This is a genomic window from Pseudomonas sp. ADAK13 (assembly GCF_012935715.1).
Classification (GTDB): domain Bacteria; phylum Pseudomonadota; class Gammaproteobacteria; order Pseudomonadales; family Pseudomonadaceae; genus Aquipseudomonas.
The window spans coordinates 3,833,020-3,851,607 of record NZ_CP052860.1 but is presented as its reverse complement, the minus strand read 5'-3'; the positions used below and the strand labels follow the sequence as shown (position 1 = coordinate 3,851,607).

Annotated in this window: 13 protein-coding genes; 5 read left to right on the top strand and 8 right to left on the bottom strand. The window is 60.6% G+C overall.

Annotation, left to right across the window (positions count from 1 at the left end; translation table 11 throughout):
• The 3 genes from HKK54_RS17825 to aqpZ all read left to right on the top strand — a co-directional run bounded on the left by HKK54_RS17825 (position 1) and on the right by aqpZ (position 3,361).
• Complete coding sequence (locus tag HKK54_RS17825; protein WP_003210708.1) at positions 1-564, top strand: peptidylprolyl isomerase A; 564 nt, start codon at positions 1-3, stop codon at positions 562-564.
• 83 nt (positions 565-647) lie between these two features.
• A complete protein-coding gene (locus tag HKK54_RS17820) occupies positions 648-2,480 on the top strand; it encodes an ABC transporter ATP-binding protein (protein WP_010176501.1) in 1,833 nt (610 codons plus the stop codon).
• 179 nt (positions 2,481-2,659) lie between these two features.
• Positions 2,660-3,361: an aquaporin Z gene (gene aqpZ / locus HKK54_RS17815; protein WP_010176502.1), complete on the top strand. Its 702-nt coding sequence runs from the start codon at positions 2,660-2,662 to the stop codon at positions 3,359-3,361.
• Between the two features lie 11 nt (positions 3,362-3,372).
• Here the strand turns inward: aqpZ and HKK54_RS17810 are convergent, their stop codons facing one another.
• From HKK54_RS17810 to aceK, 7 genes are all read right to left on the bottom strand, one after another.
• The gene (locus HKK54_RS17810; RefSeq protein ID WP_169387358.1) at positions 3,373-4,497 is read right to left on the bottom strand and encodes a GNAT family N-acetyltransferase; all 1,125 of its coding nucleotides are present in this window, start codon (positions 4,495-4,497) and stop codon (positions 3,373-3,375) included.
• Positions 4,498-4,666: 169 nt separating this feature from the next.
• A complete protein-coding gene (locus HKK54_RS17805) occupies positions 4,667-6,001 on the bottom strand; it encodes an OprO/OprP family phosphate-selective porin (protein WP_169387357.1) in 1,335 nt (444 codons plus the stop codon).
• 339 nt (positions 6,002-6,340) lie between these two features.
• Positions 6,341-6,574 (bottom strand): anti-sigma factor family protein, encoded by a 234-nt coding sequence (locus HKK54_RS17800; protein ID WP_003210701.1) that lies wholly within the window; start codon positions 6,572-6,574, stop codon positions 6,341-6,343.
• Positions 6,568-7,182: an RNA polymerase sigma factor gene (locus HKK54_RS17795; RefSeq protein ID WP_010176505.1), complete on the bottom strand. Its 615-nt coding sequence runs from the start codon at positions 7,180-7,182 to the stop codon at positions 6,568-6,570. Before HKK54_RS17795 ends, HKK54_RS17800 begins: the two co-directional genes overlap by 7 nt.
• Before the next feature lie 25 nt (positions 7,183-7,207).
• Entirely contained in the window at positions 7,208-8,329 is a 1,122-nt protein-coding gene (locus tag HKK54_RS17790; protein ID WP_010176506.1) for a beta-ketoacyl-ACP synthase III, read from the bottom strand.
• 228 nt (positions 8,330-8,557) lie between these two features.
• The gene (gene hrpA, locus HKK54_RS17785; RefSeq protein WP_169387356.1) at positions 8,558-12,469 is read right to left on the bottom strand and encodes an ATP-dependent RNA helicase HrpA; all 3,912 of its coding nucleotides are present in this window, start codon (positions 12,467-12,469) and stop codon (positions 8,558-8,560) included.
• A 70-nt stretch (positions 12,470-12,539) separates the two neighbouring features.
• Positions 12,540-14,261, bottom strand: a complete 1,722-nt coding sequence (gene aceK / locus HKK54_RS17780; protein ID WP_169387355.1) for a bifunctional isocitrate dehydrogenase kinase/phosphatase — start codon at positions 14,259-14,261, stop codon at positions 12,540-12,542.
• A gap of 413 nt (positions 14,262-14,674) precedes the next feature.
• Here aceK and HKK54_RS17775 point away from each other — a divergent pair, with 413 nt between their 5' ends.
• Positions 14,675-16,300, top strand: coding sequence for a methyl-accepting chemotaxis protein (locus HKK54_RS17775; protein ID WP_029616146.1), 1,626 nt, complete (start codon positions 14,675-14,677; stop codon positions 16,298-16,300).
• 73 nt (positions 16,301-16,373) lie between these two features.
• Positions 16,374-17,270, top strand: coding sequence for a DMT family transporter (locus tag HKK54_RS17770; protein WP_169387354.1), 897 nt, complete (start codon positions 16,374-16,376; stop codon positions 17,268-17,270).
• 30 nt (positions 17,271-17,300) lie between these two features.
• Here HKK54_RS17770 and HKK54_RS17765 read toward each other — a convergent pair whose 3' ends face one another.
• Positions 17,301-18,161, bottom strand: a complete 861-nt coding sequence (locus tag HKK54_RS17765; protein WP_010176511.1) for a DMT family transporter — start codon at positions 18,159-18,161, stop codon at positions 17,301-17,303.
• Positions 18,162-18,588 lie beyond the last annotated feature (427 nt).

The following is an 18,588-nucleotide window of genomic DNA, read 5'->3' as shown; positions in this document are numbered from 1 at the left end:
ATGCTGAAAAAAATCGCCTTCTTTGCCGGTTCCGTACTGTTCGCTGCCAACCTGATGGCGGCCGAGCCTGCCAAGGCACCTCACGTATTGATCACCACCACCAATGGCGACATCGAAATCGAACTGGACCCGGTCAAGGCCCCGATCAGCACCAAGAACTTCCTGGCCTATGTCGACAAAGGCTTCTACACCAACACCATTTTTCACCGGGTGATCCCGGGGTTCATGGTGCAGGGCGGAGGTTTTACCCAGCAAATGTCGCAAAAGCCGACCGAAGCACCGATCAAGAACGAAGCCAGCAACGGCCTGCATAACGTGCGCGGCACCCTGTCGATGGCGCGTACCAACGACCCGAACTCCGCCACCAGTCAATTCTTCATCAACGTTGCAGACAATGCCTTCCTCGACCCGGGCCGTGATGCCGGTTACGCGGTGTTCGCCAAAGTGGTCAAGGGCATGGATGTGGTCGACATCATCGTCAACTCGCAAACCACCACCAAACAAGGCATGCAGAACGTGCCAATCGATCCTGTCCTGATCAAGTCGGCCAAGCGCATCGACTGAAGGCTACAGGGAGTTTCGCGCGGTGCCCGCCAGGCACCGCGCGCATTTGAACAGGAGAGCCCGCCGCGCGGGCGTCAGACCTAATGCTCTATCGTCGTTTTGAACAACTGATCGACATCTTCCGCGACGCTCCCAGCGCGGCCCCTCCCGATAAAGTCCTGCCCTTCTACGTCTATTACCTGCGCCAGGTATGGCCGTGCTTTGCCGCCTTGCTGGTGGTGGGCCTGATCGGCGCGCTGATCGAAGTGGCGCTGTTCAGCTACCTGAGCCGCATCATCGATTTGGCCCAGGGCACGCCGCCCGCCAACTTCTTCCAGATTCACGCCAATGAGCTGATCTGGATGGCCGTGGTCGCCCTGCTGCTGCGCCCGATCTTCGGCGCCCTGCATGACCTGCTGGTGCACCAGACCATCAGCCCGGGCATGACCAGCCTTATCCGTTGGCAGAACCACAGCTATGTGCTCAAGCAGAGCCTGAACTTCTTCCAGAACGACTTCGCCGGGCGCATTGCCCAGCGCATCATGCAAACCGGCAACTCCCTGCGCGACTCCGCGGTGGCGGCCGTGGATGCGATCTGGCACGTGGCGATCTACGCCATCAGCGCCCTGGTGCTGTTCGCCGAAGCCGACTGGCGCCTGATGATCCCGCTGATTACCTGGATCATCGCATACAGCCTGGCCTTGCGTTACTTCGTGCCACGGGTCAAGGACCGCTCGGTAATTTCCTCCGAGGCCCGCTCCAAACTGATGGGGCGGATTGTCGACGGCTACACCAACATCACCACCTTGAAGCTGTTCGCTCACACGAATTTCGAGCAGAACTACGCCAAGGAAGCGATCGTCGAGCAGACCGAGAAAACCCAGCTGGCCAGCCGCGTCGTGACCAGCATGGACATCGTGATCACCACCATGAACGGCCTGCTGATTGTCACCACCACCGGCCTTGCCCTGTGGCTGTGGACCCAATCCCTGATTTCGGTGGGCGCCATCGCCCTGGCCACTGGCCTGGTGATTCGTATCGTCAATATGTCCGGCTGGATCATGTGGGTGGTCAACGGCATTTTCGAAAACATCGGCATGGTGCAGGACGGCCTGAAAACCATCGCCCAACCGCTGGCAGTGACCGACCGGGAAAATGCCCCGCGCCTGGAAGTGCCCCATGGCGAGGTGCGTTTCGATCAGGTGGACTTCCACTACGGCAAGAAGAGCGGAATCATCAGCGGCCTGAACCTGGACATTAAACCGGGTGAAAAAATCGGCCTGATCGGGCCGTCCGGCGCGGGTAAGTCCACCCTGGTCAACCTGCTGCTGCGCCTGTACGACCTGCAAGGCGGACGCATCCTGATCGACGGCCAGAACATCGCCGAAGTCGCCCAGGAAACCCTGCGCGAACAGATCGGCATGATCACCCAGGACACTTCGTTGCTGCACCGTTCGATCCGCGACAACCTGTTGTACGGCAAACCGGACGCCACTGATGAAGAGCTCTGGGCCGCCGTGCACAAGGCCCGCGCCGACGAGTTCATCCCGCTGCTGTCGGACGCCGAGGGCCGCACCGGCCTGGACGCGCACGTCGGCGAGCGCGGGGTCAAACTCTCCGGCGGGCAGCGCCAGCGCATCGCTATTGCGCGGGTACTGCTCAAGGACGCGCCCATCCTGATCATGGACGAAGCCACCTCGGCGCTGGACTCGGAAGTGGAAGCGGCGATCCAGGAAAGCCTGGAAACCCTGATGCAGGGCAAGACCGTGATCGCCATCGCGCACCGGCTTTCGACCATTGCCAGAATGGACAGGCTGGTGGTGCTGGAAAAAGGCCAGATTGCCGAAAGCGGCAGCCATGCCCAATTGCTCGAACACGGCGGCCTGTATGCGCGACTCTGGCAACACCAGACCGGCGGCTTCGTCGGAATAGACTGATTCCGTTGGTTAACCGCACCCTCAATTCCGAACAATTCTGACAGTTTTCTCCATCTCACTGGTCTTGCGACACAATCCTGCTGTACTGCAATCAGGCCCCAGGAGGGCCCTGATTTAAGGCAGCAGGGATGCACCACAGACCCGTTAATCAGATAGAGAAATCTACTAAGGATGTGTTCATGTCACTGTTCAAACGTTCCGTTACGGAAGGACTGGGTACGTTTTGGCTGGTGTTGGGCGGCTGCGGGAGTGCGGTGTTGGCCGCAGCGTTCCCCAACGTCGGAATCGGTCTGCTCGGAGTGGCCCTGGCGTTCGGGCTCACGGTGCTGACCATGGCATTTGCCATCGGGCATATCAGCGGCTGTCACCTGAACCCGGCCGTTTCGGTGGGGCTGGTCGTGGGCGGAAGGTTTCCGGCCAGGGAGTTACCCGCCTACATCGTGTCCCAGGTGATCGGCGGCACCATCGCCGCCGCACTGCTGTACTTCATTGCCAGCGGCAAGCCAGGGTTCGAACTGGCCTCTGGCCTCGCCAGCAATGGCTATGGCGAGCATTCGCCCGGTGGTTATTCAATGGCGGCGGGGTTTGTGTGTGAGCTGGTGATGACCGCGATGTTCGTGCTGATCATCCTCGGTGCCACCGACCGCCGCGCTCCGGCAGGCCTGGCGCCGATCGCCATCGGCCTGGCACTGACGCTGATCCACCTGATCTCGATCCCGGTCACTAACACCTCGGTCAACCCGGCCCGCAGTACCGGCCCGGCGCTGATTGTCGGCGGTTGGGCGCTCCAGCAGCTGTGGCTGTTCTGGCTGGCGCCGATCCTCGGTGCGGTGATCGGCGGTGTCACTTATCGATGGCTGGGCAAGGAAGAAACCGCCTGAGCCCAACGGGTTCAGCCCTGCCGATAAGGCAGGGCTGTTCTCGCTTCTTCAGCGTACGCCAGGATTCCCACGCTTTCGCGCTCGAGGAAATCCGCCACCGCCGTCTTCAATCCCGGATGGCGCAAGTAATGCCAGGAGCGGGTAATCACCGGCTCAAACCCGCGAATCAACTTGTGCTCGCCCTGGGCACCGGCGTCGAACCGCTGCAAACCGTGGGCAATCGCGTAGTCCATGCCTTGATAGAAACACGTCTCGAAATGCAGCCGGTCGAACTCCGCCAGGCAGCCCCAGTAACGACCATAAAAGCTGTCGCCGCCGATCAGGCTGAACGCCATGGCCACCGGCCGTGAGCCTTGCTTGGCCAGCACCACGCGAATCGCCTCGGGCATGCGCTCGGCCAGCAGGCTGAAAAACGCCCGGGTCAGGTAGGGCGATTGTCGACGCACAGCGTAGGTATTGGCGTAACAGGCGTAGACAAAATCCCACTGCGCTTCGCTCAGTTCATGGCCTTGCAACCACTCGAACTCAATCCCCTGCCCCGCCACCTGTTCGCGCTCCTTGCGCATCTGTTTGCGCTTGCGCGAACTCAAGGCATCGAGGAAGTCCTGGAAGTCGCGGTAACCGCGATTCTGCCAATGAAACTGGCAGCCCAGGCGTTGCAACCAACCCGGCTGTTGGGCCAGTGCGGTGTCTGCCAGCGTATCGGTAAAGTTGATATGGGCGCTGGAAAGGCCTTCGATCTCCAGATAACCCGGCAGGCTCTTGAGCAATTCGAAGCCGTCCTCAGCGCGAGCGGCCAGCAGGCGCGGGCCGCTGACCGGGCTGAAGGGCACCGCTGTGAGCAATTTCGGGTAGTAGTCGATCCCGGCACGCTCACAGGCGTCGGCCCAACCGTGGTCGAACACGTATTCGCCGTAAGAATGCCATTTGCGGTAGCTGGGCAACGCGGCAATCAGCCGGCCACCTTCGTAGTGCAGCAAATGCTCCGGCTGCCAGCCGGAGTGCGGACCGATGCTGACACTGTCTTCCAGGGCGCTGAGGAACGCATGGCGCAGAAACGGCTGATCTACGGGGACCAGCGCATTCCATTCATCGGGCGCAATCTCGGAAAGGCTATTCAAACGTTGTAACGGCATCCCATTCCCCGACGGTGACCACAGGCAGACGTGGCGAGTATCGCAGTTCCGGTAGACATTTGGGGTTATCCGCCCCATAAAAAAACCCCGCCAAACGGCGGGGCAAAACCAAATGAGGAGCGCTTTAACGGATGAAGAAAAAGCGCATTGGAGCGGTGTTACAGGTTGCTTAGAACACGTATTGCACGCGGGCTACGATGGCGTCGCCGCTGTCGTCGCCATTGGCGTTCTGGATCTTGTCAGTGCTGACCTTGAGGTAGTTGGCGGAGATCTTCACCGCTTCGTTGGCGTACCAGTTGACGCCGATGGTGTTCAGGCTGGCCTTGGCGTCGCCCACTTCACGGGTCGCGTTGTTACGCACAACGTTTTTGTCATCAACGCTGATGTTGTCGTAGCGGTAGAACACTTCCCACGCACCGAACTGCTTGTTCTCCGGCTTGATGGTGTCGAACTTGGCGCCGTCGAGTTTGTAGACGCGGGACTCGCCGGTCAGGGTGTAGGCGACCTGGCCGTAGAAGCCCGTGGCCTTCACGTCCTGATAAGCGCTGCTGTCGGCCTTCATCTTGCGGTTCAGGTATTCGGCCTGCAGGGACAATGGGCCGCGAGCGAAGGCAAATTCACCGCCGAACACCGTGTCGGTGTCGTAGGCGTCATTCGCGGTCAGGTTGCCGGAATCCAGCCCCACGCCACCGCCGAAGGTCGCACGGTTACCGTTGGCGCCGGCATCGTTGCCGCCGTTGGTGGCAACACCGCGAGCGTCCAGGCGAGGACGGATTCGCGAGTCGAACGAGGTGTCCTTCAGGTCACGCACCGCCACGTCCACACCCAGGTGCAAGACGTTACCGCTCTCGTGCATCGGCGCAAACACGGCTCGGCCGTTGAACTGCTTCACGCCTTTGCCGTTCTTGTCGTTGATGTCTTTGGACGAAACGCTGGAGGACAGGTAGGCCATGTCGGCGACCACGGCGCTGACTTGCAGGCCCATGCCGTTTTCGTGGGAGTTGACCCAATCGGCGACTTCATAACCCAGGTTACGCTCGATGGCGGTGACCCACTTGGAGCTGGTGGCTTTTTCCAGGCCGAAGTCCTGGTCGAAGCGGCCGGCGCGAATCACCACCGGCTTGAAGCCGACGTACGAGAAGGACGCTTCGTCGAAGTAGCCATCATCGGCGTTGCCGGAGTTGTGGGAGAAGTCGTAGTTGATCTGGTATTTCCAGTCCTTGTACACCGTGCCGCCCAATTCGAGGTAGGCGCGTCGGAAATACGTGGCGTCGGCCGAGTTGCCGTTTTTGGTGTAAAAGCCATCAAACGTGCCGTAATCGGCCTGCAAACGACCACCCAGCTTGAAGCTGAAATTCTGGTCCGTGGTTGCAACCTCAAGGCCGCCCTTGGTTTTGACAACGATATCGGCGCCGTCAGTTGTGACAGTACCAGCGAAAGCCTGGGCGGTGACAGCCAGGGCCAGGGCGCTGGCCGCGAAACCGGCGAAGTGCTTACGGATCATCGAAGAATTCCCCTAATTGATGGTCTTGTGCATTGGCAAAACACGCGGTTTAGAGCCGCTCGTGTTGGGGGGCGATCTTGGCGAGGGGATATTTCAGCCGGGTTGCTGGAACATAAAGATTTTGTTACTCAGGAACTTTTTAATAGCCATTCGAAATAAGCCAAACCCCACGTAAATCAAGGCTCCAGCGCTTTAAAATGGTAAAAATGTCAGATGTTGCAAAATGTAAAAACAGCCGAGAAAAGTGAAATACTTTTCATCTTGATTATTTTTTGAGCAAAAAAAAGCCCGCATCGTTTATCGATGCGGGCTTCGTTTTTGTGTGAAAAGTGACGGGGACTACTGGTCGCGGGAGCGCTCGGCGGCCAGGCGTTCGGCCAACGCGTCGACATCAGCGATTGGCGGCTCGGGCAGGATCTTCAGCGTCGCCTGCATCAAGCGCATCTGCCGGATAAACCGCCGGCAGTTGGGGCAGAACATCAGGTGATGGCGCACCAACAGCCGCTCGCGAAAGGTCAATTGCCCATCGAGATAGTCACTGGAACGCGCCACTTGTTCCTTACAGGTCAACATTCGCCGGTTTCCTCAAAATGCTCCACCGTGGCGAAGACTTTAAGCCGTGCCCGATGCAGCAGCACACGAACATTGGAGAGCGATAGTGTCAGAAGATTACAAATCTCTTCCAATTCCAGGCCCTGACGTTCCCGCAGCAGCAATACGCTGCTCTGCAACTCGGAAAGACTCGCCAGCGTGTGCTCCAGACATTCGCGCAGTTCGTCTTCGGTGAGCAACGCTTCGGGCGTGTCCTGGTGCCAGGCAAACGGTGCGACGGCCCAGTGACCGTCGTCGGGCACAAAGCGATCATCACCGATGGTGCCGTGGGGCGACGGCAAGTCATCGAGCAGCACTTCCCGGCGATTTTGCTTGTAGCGGCCCTTTGCCGAGTTTGCCGTGATGGTCAGCAGCCAGGTCTTGAGGCTGGAGCGCCCCTCGAACTTCGCCAGGTTACGTACCACCGAGAGCCAGGCGTCCTGCACCACCTCATCGGCATGACGCTGGCCGACGATGGCATAGGCCACGGCGCGCATGGCGCTCTGGTAGGTGGTGACCATTTCCTTGTAGGCCCGCTGCTCGCCCTTGAGCAATCGTTCAAGCAGGTGCGCGTCGTCCGCTGCTGCCATTCAAGACCTCGATTTCAAAACATGATCAGCGTTTGCGCAGAATCACGCTACCAATCGAATAACCCGCGCCAAACGAGCTGAGCACCGCCACGGCGCCCTTGGGCAGGTCGTCCTGGTAGGTGTGAAACGCAATCACCGAGCCCGCCGAGCTGGTGTTGGCGTAAGTATCGAGGATCACCGGCGCTTCTTCCACCGAAGCCTCGCGGCCCAGCAGTTTCTTGACGATCAGGTGGTTCATGCTGAGGTTGGCCTGATGCAGCCAGAAGCGCTTCACATCCCCCACATTCAGCTGGTTTTCCGTCAGGTGCTTGCCAATCAACTCGGCGACCATCGGGCAGACATCACGGAAGACTTTGCGGCCTTCCTGCACGAACAGCTTGTCTGGGGCACCGATGCCCTCTTCCGCCGCGCGGTTGAGGAAGCCGAAATTATTGCGGATGTTGTTGGAGAACTTGGTCAGCAGCTTGGTGCTCACCACGTCGAACTGATGCTCGGACGTGGCGAGGTCAGCGCGCTCCAGAATCACAGCGGTGGCCGCGTCGCCAAAGATGAAGTGGCTGTCACGGTCGCGGAAGTTCAGGTGGCCGGTGCAGATCTCCGGGTTGACCATCAGGATCGCCCGGGCCTGGCCCAACTGGATGCTGTTGGCAGCGTTCTGGATGCCGAAAGTCGCCGAGGAGCAGGCCACGTTCATGTCAAAGCCAAAACCCTGGATGCCCAGCGCTTCCTGGACTTCGATGGCAATCGCCGGGTACGCCCGCTGCAGGTTGGAACAGGCGACGATCACGCCATCAATGTCGGCGGCGGTCTTGCCGGCGCGCTGCAAGGCTTGCTCGGCAGCACTGACGGCCATCTGGCAGAGAATCGACCACTCGTCGTTGGAGCGCTCGGGCAGGCGGGGCGCCATGCGCTGCGGGTCGAGAATGCCGGCCTTGTCCATGACAAAGCGGCTCTTGATGCCCGAGGCCTTTTCGATAAAGGCGGCGCTGGATTCGGTCAGGGCCTGCACGTCACCCCGTTCAATGGCGGCGGCGTTATCCAGGTTGAACTGTTGCACGTAAGCATTGAAAGACTGCACCAGCTCTTCGTTGGAGATGCTGTTGGCCGGGGTGTACAGGCCTGTGCCGCTGATGACGACGTTATGCACGGTCGTTCCTCTAAATCTGTTCAGGCAGAAGGGTATTGGTACCGTCGTACCAAACCGTAAGTAGTTTTATGCCGCCCAGCGGCCTTCAAACTGGAAACGCTTTATTCCATCGCGCCACGGCTGCACCAGCCCAACTCGACGATCCCGGCATTTATAACCGCGAAGTTTGCCATAAAGCCCGGGATTTGGCGCCATTTGCTCGACAGGCGCCTGTCCCGGGGATTGTGGTCACGCTTCGACCAGGCTCCATTGCTTGCTCAAACGCTTGTCGGAAATCGGCACCTTGGTACCCAATTGCTGGGCAAACAACGACACCCGATATTCCTCCAACCACCAGCGATACAGCTCCAGTTGAGGGTCGCGCTTGCCTTCCTGGGCGTGTTTGTTCAGGCGGTTCTGATACTGGCTCCACAGGCCGCCCAGTTCGGTACTCCAGACCCGATCCTTCTGCACCTGGCTCGGCAATTTCTCCAGGCGCAGCTCGATGGCCTTGAGGAAACGCGGCAGCTCCTTGAACCACTGAGCCGGGGTTTCCCGCACAAAACCGGGATACACCAGGTTGCTCAGTTGCTGCTTGATGTCATTGAGAGCCACGGCCTGAGCCAGGTCAATCTTGCCTTTGAAGCGTTTTTGCAAGCCATGCCACAGTTTCAGGATCTCGAGGGTCAAGCGCGCCTGACGCTCGGCATGCTCGGTCCAACTGCCGCGCTTGCGCTCGGCCAGGGCCGCCAGGCCGGCGCCGTCACGCGGCAGGCTGGCTTCGCCTTCCAGCACGCAGCTGTCGAGGCTGGCCAACAGGATGTCTTCCACCAGGGCTTCAATACGCCCCAGCTCGCGGTACATCAGCCCCAGTTCGGTCAGGCCGGGCAACTTGCCCCGCAGGAATTTCGCCGGTTCGGCCAATTGCTGCAACAACAGGCGCTGCAAGGCCCGGCGGTGCTGGAACTCGGCCTCGGCGGCAGTGGAGAAACGCCCCTCCTTCACCGTGCCATTTTCTTCCACCAATGCCGGATAAACCGTCATCGACAGCCCAGCGATGTTTTGCTGGGTTTTCTCGGCCACCGCCGCGAACACCTTGGCCTCCACCGGCTGCTGGCTTTTCGCGGTCTGCGGCACGGCCAACGCGGCCTGGCTGGCTTCGGCGAAACGGGCGGTCAGCTCGGCCAGGTCGCGGCCTTCGCCAAGGAACTTGCCCTGGCCGTCGACCACTTCCAGGTTCATCTTCAGGTGGCTTTCCACCTGCTGCGCGGCCTCGGCCCAGGCTTCATCGCTGACCCGTGCCCCGGTCATGCGCAACAATTCGCGCCCCAATGCCTGGGGCAACGAACCTTGGCCGAACTCGATACGCTGCAACGCCGCCTTGACGAAATCCGGCACCGGCACGAAGTTCTTGCGCAGGGCCTTGGGCAAGTTGCGCACCAGGGCAATGCACTTGGCCTCGATCACACCCGGCACCAGCCACTCCAGGCGCTCGGGCGGTAACGCCGGCAACAGCGGTGCCGGCACGCGCAGGGTCACGCCGTCCCGGGGATGGTTGGGCTCGAAGTGGTAACTCAAGGCCAGGGCCAGATCGCCCAGGTGCAGGGTGTCGGGGTAATGGGCGGCGGTGACTTCACTGGCCTCCCGAGCCAGCACGTCTTCTTCGCGCATGATCAACAGTTGCGGGTCTTTCTGGCTGTTGACCTTGTACCAACTGTCGAACGTCGCCGTCTGGTGGATCTCGGCGGGCAGGCGCGCATCGTAGAAGGCGTACAGGGTTTCTTCGTCCGCCAGAATGTCGCGGCGGCGAGCCTTGGCTTCCAGCTCATCGAGCTGCTCCAGCAGTTGCTGGTTGGCCGTCAGGCACCGGGCCCGGGACTGAATCTCGCCCCGCACCAGGCCTTCACGGATAAACAGCTCGCGGGACGTCACCGGGTCAATCGGCCCGTAATGCACTGGCCGGCGACCGACGATGATCAACCCGAACAGGGTGATCTGCTCAAACGCCACCACCTGGCCGCGCTTCTTCTCCCAATGGGGTTCGAAGTGGTTTTTCTTGATCAGGTGCCCGGCCAACGGCTCGATCCAGTCGGCGTCGATCTTGGCCACCATCCGCGCATACAGCTTGGTGGTTTCCACCAGCTCGGCGGTCATCAGCCATTGCGGGCGCTTCTTGCCGATGCCCGACGAAGGGTGAATCCAGAAACGCCGCTGACGCGCGCCGAGGTAATCGCCTTCTTCGGTTTTCTGGCCAATCTGGCTGAGCAGGCCGGACAACACCGCCTTGTGCAGTTTCGGGAAGTCCGCCGGTTCTTTGTTGACGGTCAGCTGCATGTCGCGGCAGATCAGGCTCAACTGGCGGTGGGAATCACGCCACTCCCGCAGGCGCAGATAGTTCAGGAAATTCTTGCGACACCAGTTGCGCAGCGGGCTGGCGGTCAATGCCTGGCGCTGCTCTTCAAAACCGCGCCACAGGTTGACCAGCCCGGCGAAGTCCGAATCCGCATCCTTCCATTGTGCGTGGGCCTGGTCGGCGGCTTGCTGGCGTTCTGGCGGTCGCTCGCGCGGGTCCTGGATCGACATGGCGCTGGCGACGATCAGTACTTCCTGCAAGCTGCCAAGCTTGGCGGCCTCCAGCAGCATGCGGCCCATGCGCGGGTCCACCGGCAAACGCGCCAACTGGCGGCCCAGCGGCGTCAGTTGGCTGTTGCGATCGACTGCCGACAATTCTTGCAGCAGGTTGAAACCGTCGCTGATGGCCTTGCCGTCCGGCGGCTCGATAAACGGGAAATCGGTGATTTCCCCCAGACGCAGGTGCAGCATCTGCAGGATCACGGCCGCGAGGTTGGTACGAAGAATCTCGGGGTCGGTAAATTCCGGGCGCCCGATAAAGTCTTCTTCGCTGAACAGGCGCACGCAAATGCCCGGCTCGACCCGCCCGCACCGGCCTTTACGCTGATTGGCGCTGGCCTGGGAAATCGCCTCGATCGGCAAACGCTGGACCTTGGCGCGGTAGCTGTAGCGGCTGATACGCGCGGTGCCGCTGTCGATCACATAACGAATGCCCGGCACGGTCAGCGAGGTTTCCGCGACGTTGGTCGCCAGCACCACACGACGGCCCGGGTGCGACTGGAAAATCCGCTGCTGCTCGGCCGGTGACAGGCGCGCATACAGCGGCAGGATTTCAGTGTGCTTGAGCTGGGCCTTGCGCAGCATGTCGGCCGCATCGCGAATCTCACGCTCGCCGGGCAGGAACACCAGCACATCGCCGGGGCTCTTGCGCTCGCTGCGTTCAAAAGCGGCGATTTCATCGAGAGTGGCAAGAATCGCCTGGTCGACGGTCAGGTCATCCTCGACGCGGTTGCCCTCCTCGTCCTGCTCCAGGGTCAGCGGGCGGTACCAGGTTTCCACCGGGAACGTGCGGCCCGACACCTCGACAATCGGCGCATCGTCGAAGTGCTTGGAAAAGCGCTCCAGGTCGATGGTGGCCGAGGTGATGATGACCTTGAGGTCCGGGCGACGCGGCAGCAGGGTTTTCAGGTAGCCCAGCAGGAAGTCGATATTCAGGCTGCGTTCGTGGGCTTCGTCGACGATGATCGTGTCGTAGCGTTCGAGGTAGCGGTCGTTCTGGGTTTCGGCCAGCAGGATGCCGTCGGTCATCAGCTTGATCAGGGTGTTGGAATCGCTCTGATCCTCAAACCGCACCTGATAGCCCACCAGCGCTCCCAGCGGCGTCGCCAATTCTTCCGCGACCCGGCTCGCCACGCTGCGTGCCGCAATCCGCCGCGGCTGGGTGTGGCCGATCAGGCCGTATTGGCCACGGCCGATTTCCAGGCAGATTTTCGGCAACTGCGTGGTTTTACCCGAACCGGTCTCACCCGCAATGATCAGCACCTGATGCTTGAGCAGCGCCTCTTTGATCTCGTCGCGCTTGGCGGCGATCGGCAGGCTGTCGTCGTAGCGAATCACCGGCAGGCTGGCGCGCCGCGCCGTCACCTGGGCACAGGAGGCCTGCATCCGCGTCACCCACTGCGCAAGTTTTTCCTCATCGGGTTTCTTGCGCAGCTCAAGCAGCTGCCGCCGCAAGCGGTGGCGGTCGGCGAGCATGGCGTGATCGAGGTTTTTCAGCAGTTGGTCGATAGCGGGCGCTTGGTCAGTCATCAGGTACGCAAAGGTCGTCTATTTATGCAGGGGGCGGATTGTCGCAGAAAAGCGCCGCCACGCGCTCCCCTCATTCATTGTCCAGGCCCTTGCGCCGGTAGGGAAACACATCAATCACCTTGCCGGCGCGAATCGCCTCTTGCAGGCCTTTCCAATAGTCGGCGTTGTACAACTCGCCGTGCAACTGGTCGAACAGCTGGCGCTGGCCGGAATCGGCAAACAGGAACGGTGGGAATTCCTCCGGGAACACATCCAGCGGGCCGATGGAATACCAAGGCTCGGAAGCCATTTCATCTTCCGGCGTACGTGGCGCCGGGATATGGCGGAAGTTGGCCTCGGTCAGGAAGCAAATTTCGTCGTAGTCGTAGAACACCACACGACCGTGACGGGTGACGCCAAAATTCTTCAGCAGCATGTCGCCGGGGAAAATATTCGCCGCGGCCAGTTGTTTAATCGCCAGGCCGTAGTCTTCCAGGGCTTCGCGCACCTGGGCTTCGTTGGCGTTTTCCAGGTAGAGGTTGAGCGGGGTCATGCGCCGTTCGGTCCAGCAGTGGCGAATCAGCACCGTGTCGCCCTCCACCTCGACGGTACCGGCGGCGACTTCAAGCAACTCGGCCAGGCACTCGGGCTCGAACTTGCTCAACGGAAAGCGGAAGTCGGCGAACTCCTGGGTGTCGGCCATGCGCCCGACCCGGTCGACACTTTTCACCAGCCGGTACTTCTCGATCACGGTGGCGCGGTTGACGTTTTTCGACGGCGAAAACCGGTCCTTGATGATCTTGAACACGGTGTTGAAGCCCGGCAGGGTAAACACGCTCATGACCATGCCGCGCACGCCCGGGGCCATGATGAACTGGTCATCGGTGGTGGCGAGGTGGTTGATCAGCGCCCGGTAGAACTCGGATTTGCCGTGTTTGTAGAAGCCGATGGAGGTGTACAACTCGGCGATGTGCTTGCCCGGCAGGATGCGCTTGAGGAAGCCGATAAACTCGGCCGGAACCGGCACGTCCACCATGAAATAGGAACGGGTGAACGAGAAGATGATCGACACATCGGCCTCGTCGGTGATCAGCGCGTCGATCTGGATGCCCCGTCCTTCCCGGTGCAACAGCGGGATGACCAGCGGCCATTGCTCATCACGGGTGTAGATACGCCCTACGAGGTACGCGCCTTTGTTGCGGTACAGCACCGAGGAAAACAGTTCGACGTTGAGGTCCGGGTCCTTGCAGACCCAGTCCGGCAGGTTTTCGCGCAATTGCGCTTCCAGGCGGCGCAGGTCGGCGGGCAAGTCGGCGTAGGGTTCACTGAAGCGATAGTCGGCAAAAACCTGCTCCAGCATGCCCGCCAGTTTGCCTGCCGGCTTGTAGGTGCGGGTTTGCGCCGCCCGGGCACGGCGCAGGCTGGGCCGGGTGGTGTGGATAAACATGCAGCCGTCGCTGATCAGGTCATGGCTGAACAGGCCGCAAAACGTCGAGTTGTACCAGGTCTCGGACAGCTCATCGTCAAACCGCAGGTCGATCAGGCTGATGTAGGCGCTTTTCACCAGCGGCCACACTGAAATGTCGAGCAATACGGCCTCATCGAAGGCCGCCCGCAGCCGCGCCGTGACCTCACTGACCTTGTCTTCATACAGGTTGATGCGCGCAGCCGAAGCCGCCTGCCCTTGCTGCCACTGCGCCTTTTCGAAGCGCTCCCGGGCGCCATCGGTGATCTGGCGGAAGTGCTCGCGGTAGTCGTCGAAGCCGTCGAGGATCATCTGCGCAATGTCGAGCGCTGGCGTTTGCTGCGGCATTTGGGAAACCTCTGCGGGCATTTGGAATGAGCTGAGCTTAGCCAGTGTGCAGTGACAGGAGAAGGGTCATTTTTCGTTCACCCTTGTACAGCTTTGTTCACTTTGTACATTTATTTTCAATTTTAATAGTTCGACCATTCGGTCAATAAAAACACCCACAAGTCATCCCCGCCTCATTCAGCGTTCCAGTTGAAGGCCTTTAACCACGGGCCTTACCCGTGTGTCCTCGGGAAAATCCGAGCCTTTACTCTACCGCAACGGGCCTCTCCCCTTTTCTGCGCATTGGATCCAACGTAAGGGAAACCCTGATTACAAGAGTGATGGCTCTTTGCTATATAGCGCGCCCTTTCCCACCCTAACAAGGTCAGAAGACCGATCCGGGAACAGGTTCTAATCGCCCAAGGAGCATTGAGATGTCATTGAGGAATATGCGGATCGGTCTGCGTGCCAGTCTGAGTTTTGGGGTTTTGGCCAGTCTGTTGATTGTGGTCGGCCTGTTTGGCCTGGGCCAGATGGCCAAGCTGCGGGAAAGCGCGCTGATCATCGAAGAATCGTGGATGCCGAGTATTGAGAACATTCACGACAGCGCCGCCTATGTCGCCAGCATCCGCCTGGAAGCGTTGCGCTTGCTGACCACCGACGAGTCCAGAGTGCGCGACAACAGCAAAAACCTGATCACCCGCCAGCGCGCTGACTTGGAAGAATTGCTTAACCGCCACGAAGCCCTGCTGAGCAACGAGCAGGAACGCGACATGCTCAAGCAGTTGAAAGCCAACGTTGCGAGCTACATGACGATCGTCGCCCAGATGATTCAAATGGTCGACCAGGACCAACAGCAAAACGCCATGGACCTGCTCAACAGCCGCCTCGCACCTCAGGGCACGGTCCTCAATAAAAGCCTGGAAGACATGATCACCTTCAACCAAAAAGGTGTGGAGGACGCAGCAGAATCAGCGGCCCAAATGTACACCAGCGCCCAATGGGTAGTGGGCACCATTATCCTCACCGCCCTGCTGGCCACCTTGTTGCTGGCCTGGCTGCTGACCCGCAGCATCACCACGCCCATTGGCCAGGCACTGACGGTGGCCCGCACCATCGCGTCCGGCGACCTGAGCCGGCCGATCGTCGTGGAAGGCAAGGATGAAGCGGCCCAGTTGCTCACCGCCCTGGCCACCATGCAGACCCACCTGCAGGACACCATCCGCGGCATCAGCGAATCCTCGCAGCAGTTGGCATCGGCGGCGGAAGAGATGAGCTCGGTGATGGAGCAGAGCACCCGTGGCCTGCAGGCACAGAACGATGAGATCGAACAGGCAGCTACCGCCGTGACGCAGATGAGCGCGGCGGTCGATGAAGTGGCGGGCAATGCGGTGTCCAGCGCCGAAGCCTCCAAGGCATCCGACGAAGACAGCAAACACGGCCACTACCAGATCAGCGAAACCATCAGCTCGATCCAGAACCTGGTGGACGAAGTGCTCGGTGCCTCGACCAAGGCCGAAGGCCTCGCGGTGCAGGCACAGGACATCAGCAAGGTGCTGGAAGTGATTCGCGGGATCGCCGGGCAGACCAACCTGCTGGCGCTCAATGCCGCCATTGAGGCAGCCCGCGCAGGCGAGGCCGGTCGCGGTTTTGCCGTGGTGGCGGACGAAGTGCGCTCCCTGGCACAACGCACCCAGGACTCCACCGAAGAAATCGAGCAGATGATCAACGGTATCCAGCAAGGCACCCAGGACACCGTCGGCGCCCTGAACAGCAGCGCCGAACACGCCGGCCAGACCTTGCAGCGGGCCAACAGCGCCGGCAGCGCACTGGAGAAAATCACCGCGGCGATCTCGCAGATCAGCCAGCGTAACCTGGTGATCGCCAGCGCCGCCGAGCAACAGGCCCTGGTGGCCCGTGAAGTGGACCGCAGCCTGGTGAACATTCGGGACCTGTCGACGCAAACCGCCGCTGGTGCCACCCAGACCTCGGCGGCCAGCCAGGAACTGTCGCGCTTGGCGGTGGACCTCAATGGTTTGGTGACCCGTTTCGTCCTGTAAAAACATGTATTAGCGATTGTGTCAGGCAGGTCGGTGGGCAACACTGCCGCCCTTATCAAACAGGAGTTTTCCCGTGAGACCTGTCGACACCCTGCACCTGTTGGTGCTGGCCGCTATCTGGGGCGCAAGCTTTCTGTTCATGCGGATTATCGCGCCGGAAATCGGCACCCTTCCTACGGCGTTTTTCCGGGTGTCGATTGCCGCCACCGGGCTGCTGGTGATCCTCGCGATGATGCGGGTGAGCTGGGATTTCCAGGGCAAGTTCAAGACGGTTCTGTTGCTGGGCGTGATCAATTCGGGCATTCCCGCGACCATGTATTCGGTGGCAGCCCAGGTGCTGCCGGCGGGTTACTCGGCGATCTTCAATGCCACGACGCCGTTGATGGGCGTGCTGATTGGCGGGCTGTTTTTCAGTGAGCGCCTCACACCGTCGAAAATCGCCGGGGTGTGCCTGGGTTTGTTCGGCGTTGGCATCCTGACCCGCGCAGGGCCGGTGGCGTTCGACATGGAGTTGCTGATGGGCGCGCTGGCGTGCCTGCTGGCGACCACCTGTTATGGCTTTGCCGGCTTTTTGGCGCGGCGCTGGCTCGATCAACGGGGTGGCCTGGACAGTCGCCTGGCGGCCTTGGGCAGCATGCTCGGGGCCACGCTGTTTCTGCTGCCGCTGTTTGCCTGGAGTGCCATCAGCCATCCACCGGTCAGCTGGGGCGGTTGGCCTGTGTGGTTGTCGCTGCTGGGGCTGGGGCTGGTGTGTACAGCGTTTGCCTACATCCTGTACTTCCGTTTGCTGACGTCCATTGGCCCGGTGAAGTCGATGACCGTGACCTTCATGATTCCGCCGTTCGGGGTGTTGTGGGGCGCGTTACTGCTGGATGAGCCGTTGTCGATGGCGCATCTGTATGGCGGGTTATTGATTGCGGGGGCGTTGTGGCTGGTGCTTCGGCCAGGGAAACTGGCCAGGAAGCTGTAGGAGCTTTTCGGCTCCTACAGCGTGGGTAGGTCAGCCCTTACGAAACACAAAAGCCAACCCGACAATGATCAACCCCATCCCCAGCAGGCTCAGCATTGCCAGCCGGTTGCCGAAGATCAGGTAGTCCATCACCGCCGTCACCGCGGGCACCAGGTAGAACAGGCTGGTGACATTCACCAGATTGCCCCGGGCGATCAGCCGGTACAGCAACAGCGTCGCCAGCAGTGACACCACCAGCCCCATCCACAGCACCGGTACGAAAAAGCCAGTGCTGTGTTCAAAGTGAAACGGCTGGAACGGCACAAACACCGAGCACAACACCAGGCCCGCCAGGTACTGCACCGGCAGTGTGCCCAACGGGTTATCGGTGATGCGCTTCTGCATGATCGAGCCGAAGGTCATGCTGGCCAGGGCCAGCAGGCCGAAGAGCATGCCCGCCAGGGACATACCGGACATACCGATGCCCTGATACACCACCATGATCAACCCCGCCAACCCCAGCGCCAGGCCGAACATCCGGCTCCAGGAGCGCTGACGCTCCATCAGCACCACGGTCAGGATCGGTTGCACGCCCATGATGGTCGCCATCATGCCCGGCGTCACTTTGAGGTCCAGCGCCAGCAGATAGAAAATCTGGTAAGCCCCCAACAGCACCAGACCGGTGGCTGCCGCGTAGAGCATCGGCTTGCCGGGGCGCGGCAACTTCAACTTGAGGACCGGTACCAGAATCACCAGCCCCGCCAGGGCGATGGCAAAACGGATCAGCAGAAACGCAAAGGGAGACGCGTGGGCCAGGCCCCATTTGGAGAAAATCGCCCCGCTGCTCCACAGCAAGACAAACAGGCTCGTCGAGGCCGCCGCGGCCACGGATTGTTTCGAAAGAACAGACATGGATACCACCTGTGATCAGGCAAAAAGCCAACTCAGCAAACGCTGAAATTCAGTAGGTTTTTTCAGGCGGGCACAGGGGAACAGCAATCAGCTGATCAGCCCGAAATGCCAACACCCGGCGGTGATACGACTGCGTACACCGGCGTGCTACTGACAGGTGGGGGGTAGTGACTGATCTGCGCAGGCTGCTGGCTCCCGCACGGCACGACCGCAGCGTTGACCGCTGAATCGACTACCGCTATGCGCAAGGAAGCTGGCATGTGCTGATCTTTTTTGAAGGGGTGAATACGGTGTCTGAAAACACCGGTGGTCGACTATAACCAGCCGGGGACATGCTTTGCAATGACTTCGCCAAAAGGCCAGTAAGGACAGGCGATGGGTGCATGCCTAGGCTGGAAAAACCAGCCCCCCACAACCTCAAGAGAAA

Bases quoted from the DNA above. Each gene is read 5' to 3' on its own strand.
- HKK54_RS17775 (WP_029616146.1), top strand. From the start codon at position 14,675: ATGTCATTGAGGAATATGCGGATCGGTCTGCGTGCCAGTCTGAGTTTT.
- HKK54_RS17805 (WP_169387357.1), bottom strand. From the start codon at position 6,001: ATGATCCGTAAGCACTTCGCCGGTTTCGCGGCCAGCGCCCTGGCCCTG.
- HKK54_RS17795 (WP_010176505.1), bottom strand. From the start codon at position 7,182: ATGGCAGCAGCGGACGACGCGCACCTGCTTGAACGATTGCTCAAGGGC.
- HKK54_RS17800 (WP_003210701.1), bottom strand. From the start codon at position 6,574: ATGTTGACCTGTAAGGAACAAGTGGCGCGTTCCAGTGACTATCTCGAT.
- hrpA (WP_169387356.1), bottom strand. From the start codon at position 12,469: ATGACTGACCAAGCGCCCGCTATCGACCAACTGCTGAAAAACCTCGAT.
- aqpZ (WP_010176502.1), top strand. From the start codon at position 2,660: ATGTCACTGTTCAAACGTTCCGTTACGGAAGGACTGGGTACGTTTTGG.
- aceK (WP_169387355.1), bottom strand. From the start codon at position 14,261: ATGCCGCAGCAAACGCCAGCGCTCGACATTGCGCAGATGATCCTCGAC.
- HKK54_RS17810 (WP_169387358.1), bottom strand. From the start codon at position 4,497: ATGCCGTTACAACGTTTGAATAGCCTTTCCGAGATTGCGCCCGATGAA.
- HKK54_RS17820 (WP_010176501.1), top strand. From the start codon at position 648: ATGCTCTATCGTCGTTTTGAACAACTGATCGACATCTTCCGCGACGCT.
- HKK54_RS17825 (WP_003210708.1), top strand. From the start codon at position 1: ATGCTGAAAAAAATCGCCTTCTTTGCCGGTTCCGTACTGTTCGCTGCC.
- HKK54_RS17765 (WP_010176511.1), bottom strand. From the start codon at position 18,161: ATGTCTGTTCTTTCGAAACAATCCGTGGCCGCGGCGGCCTCGACGAGC.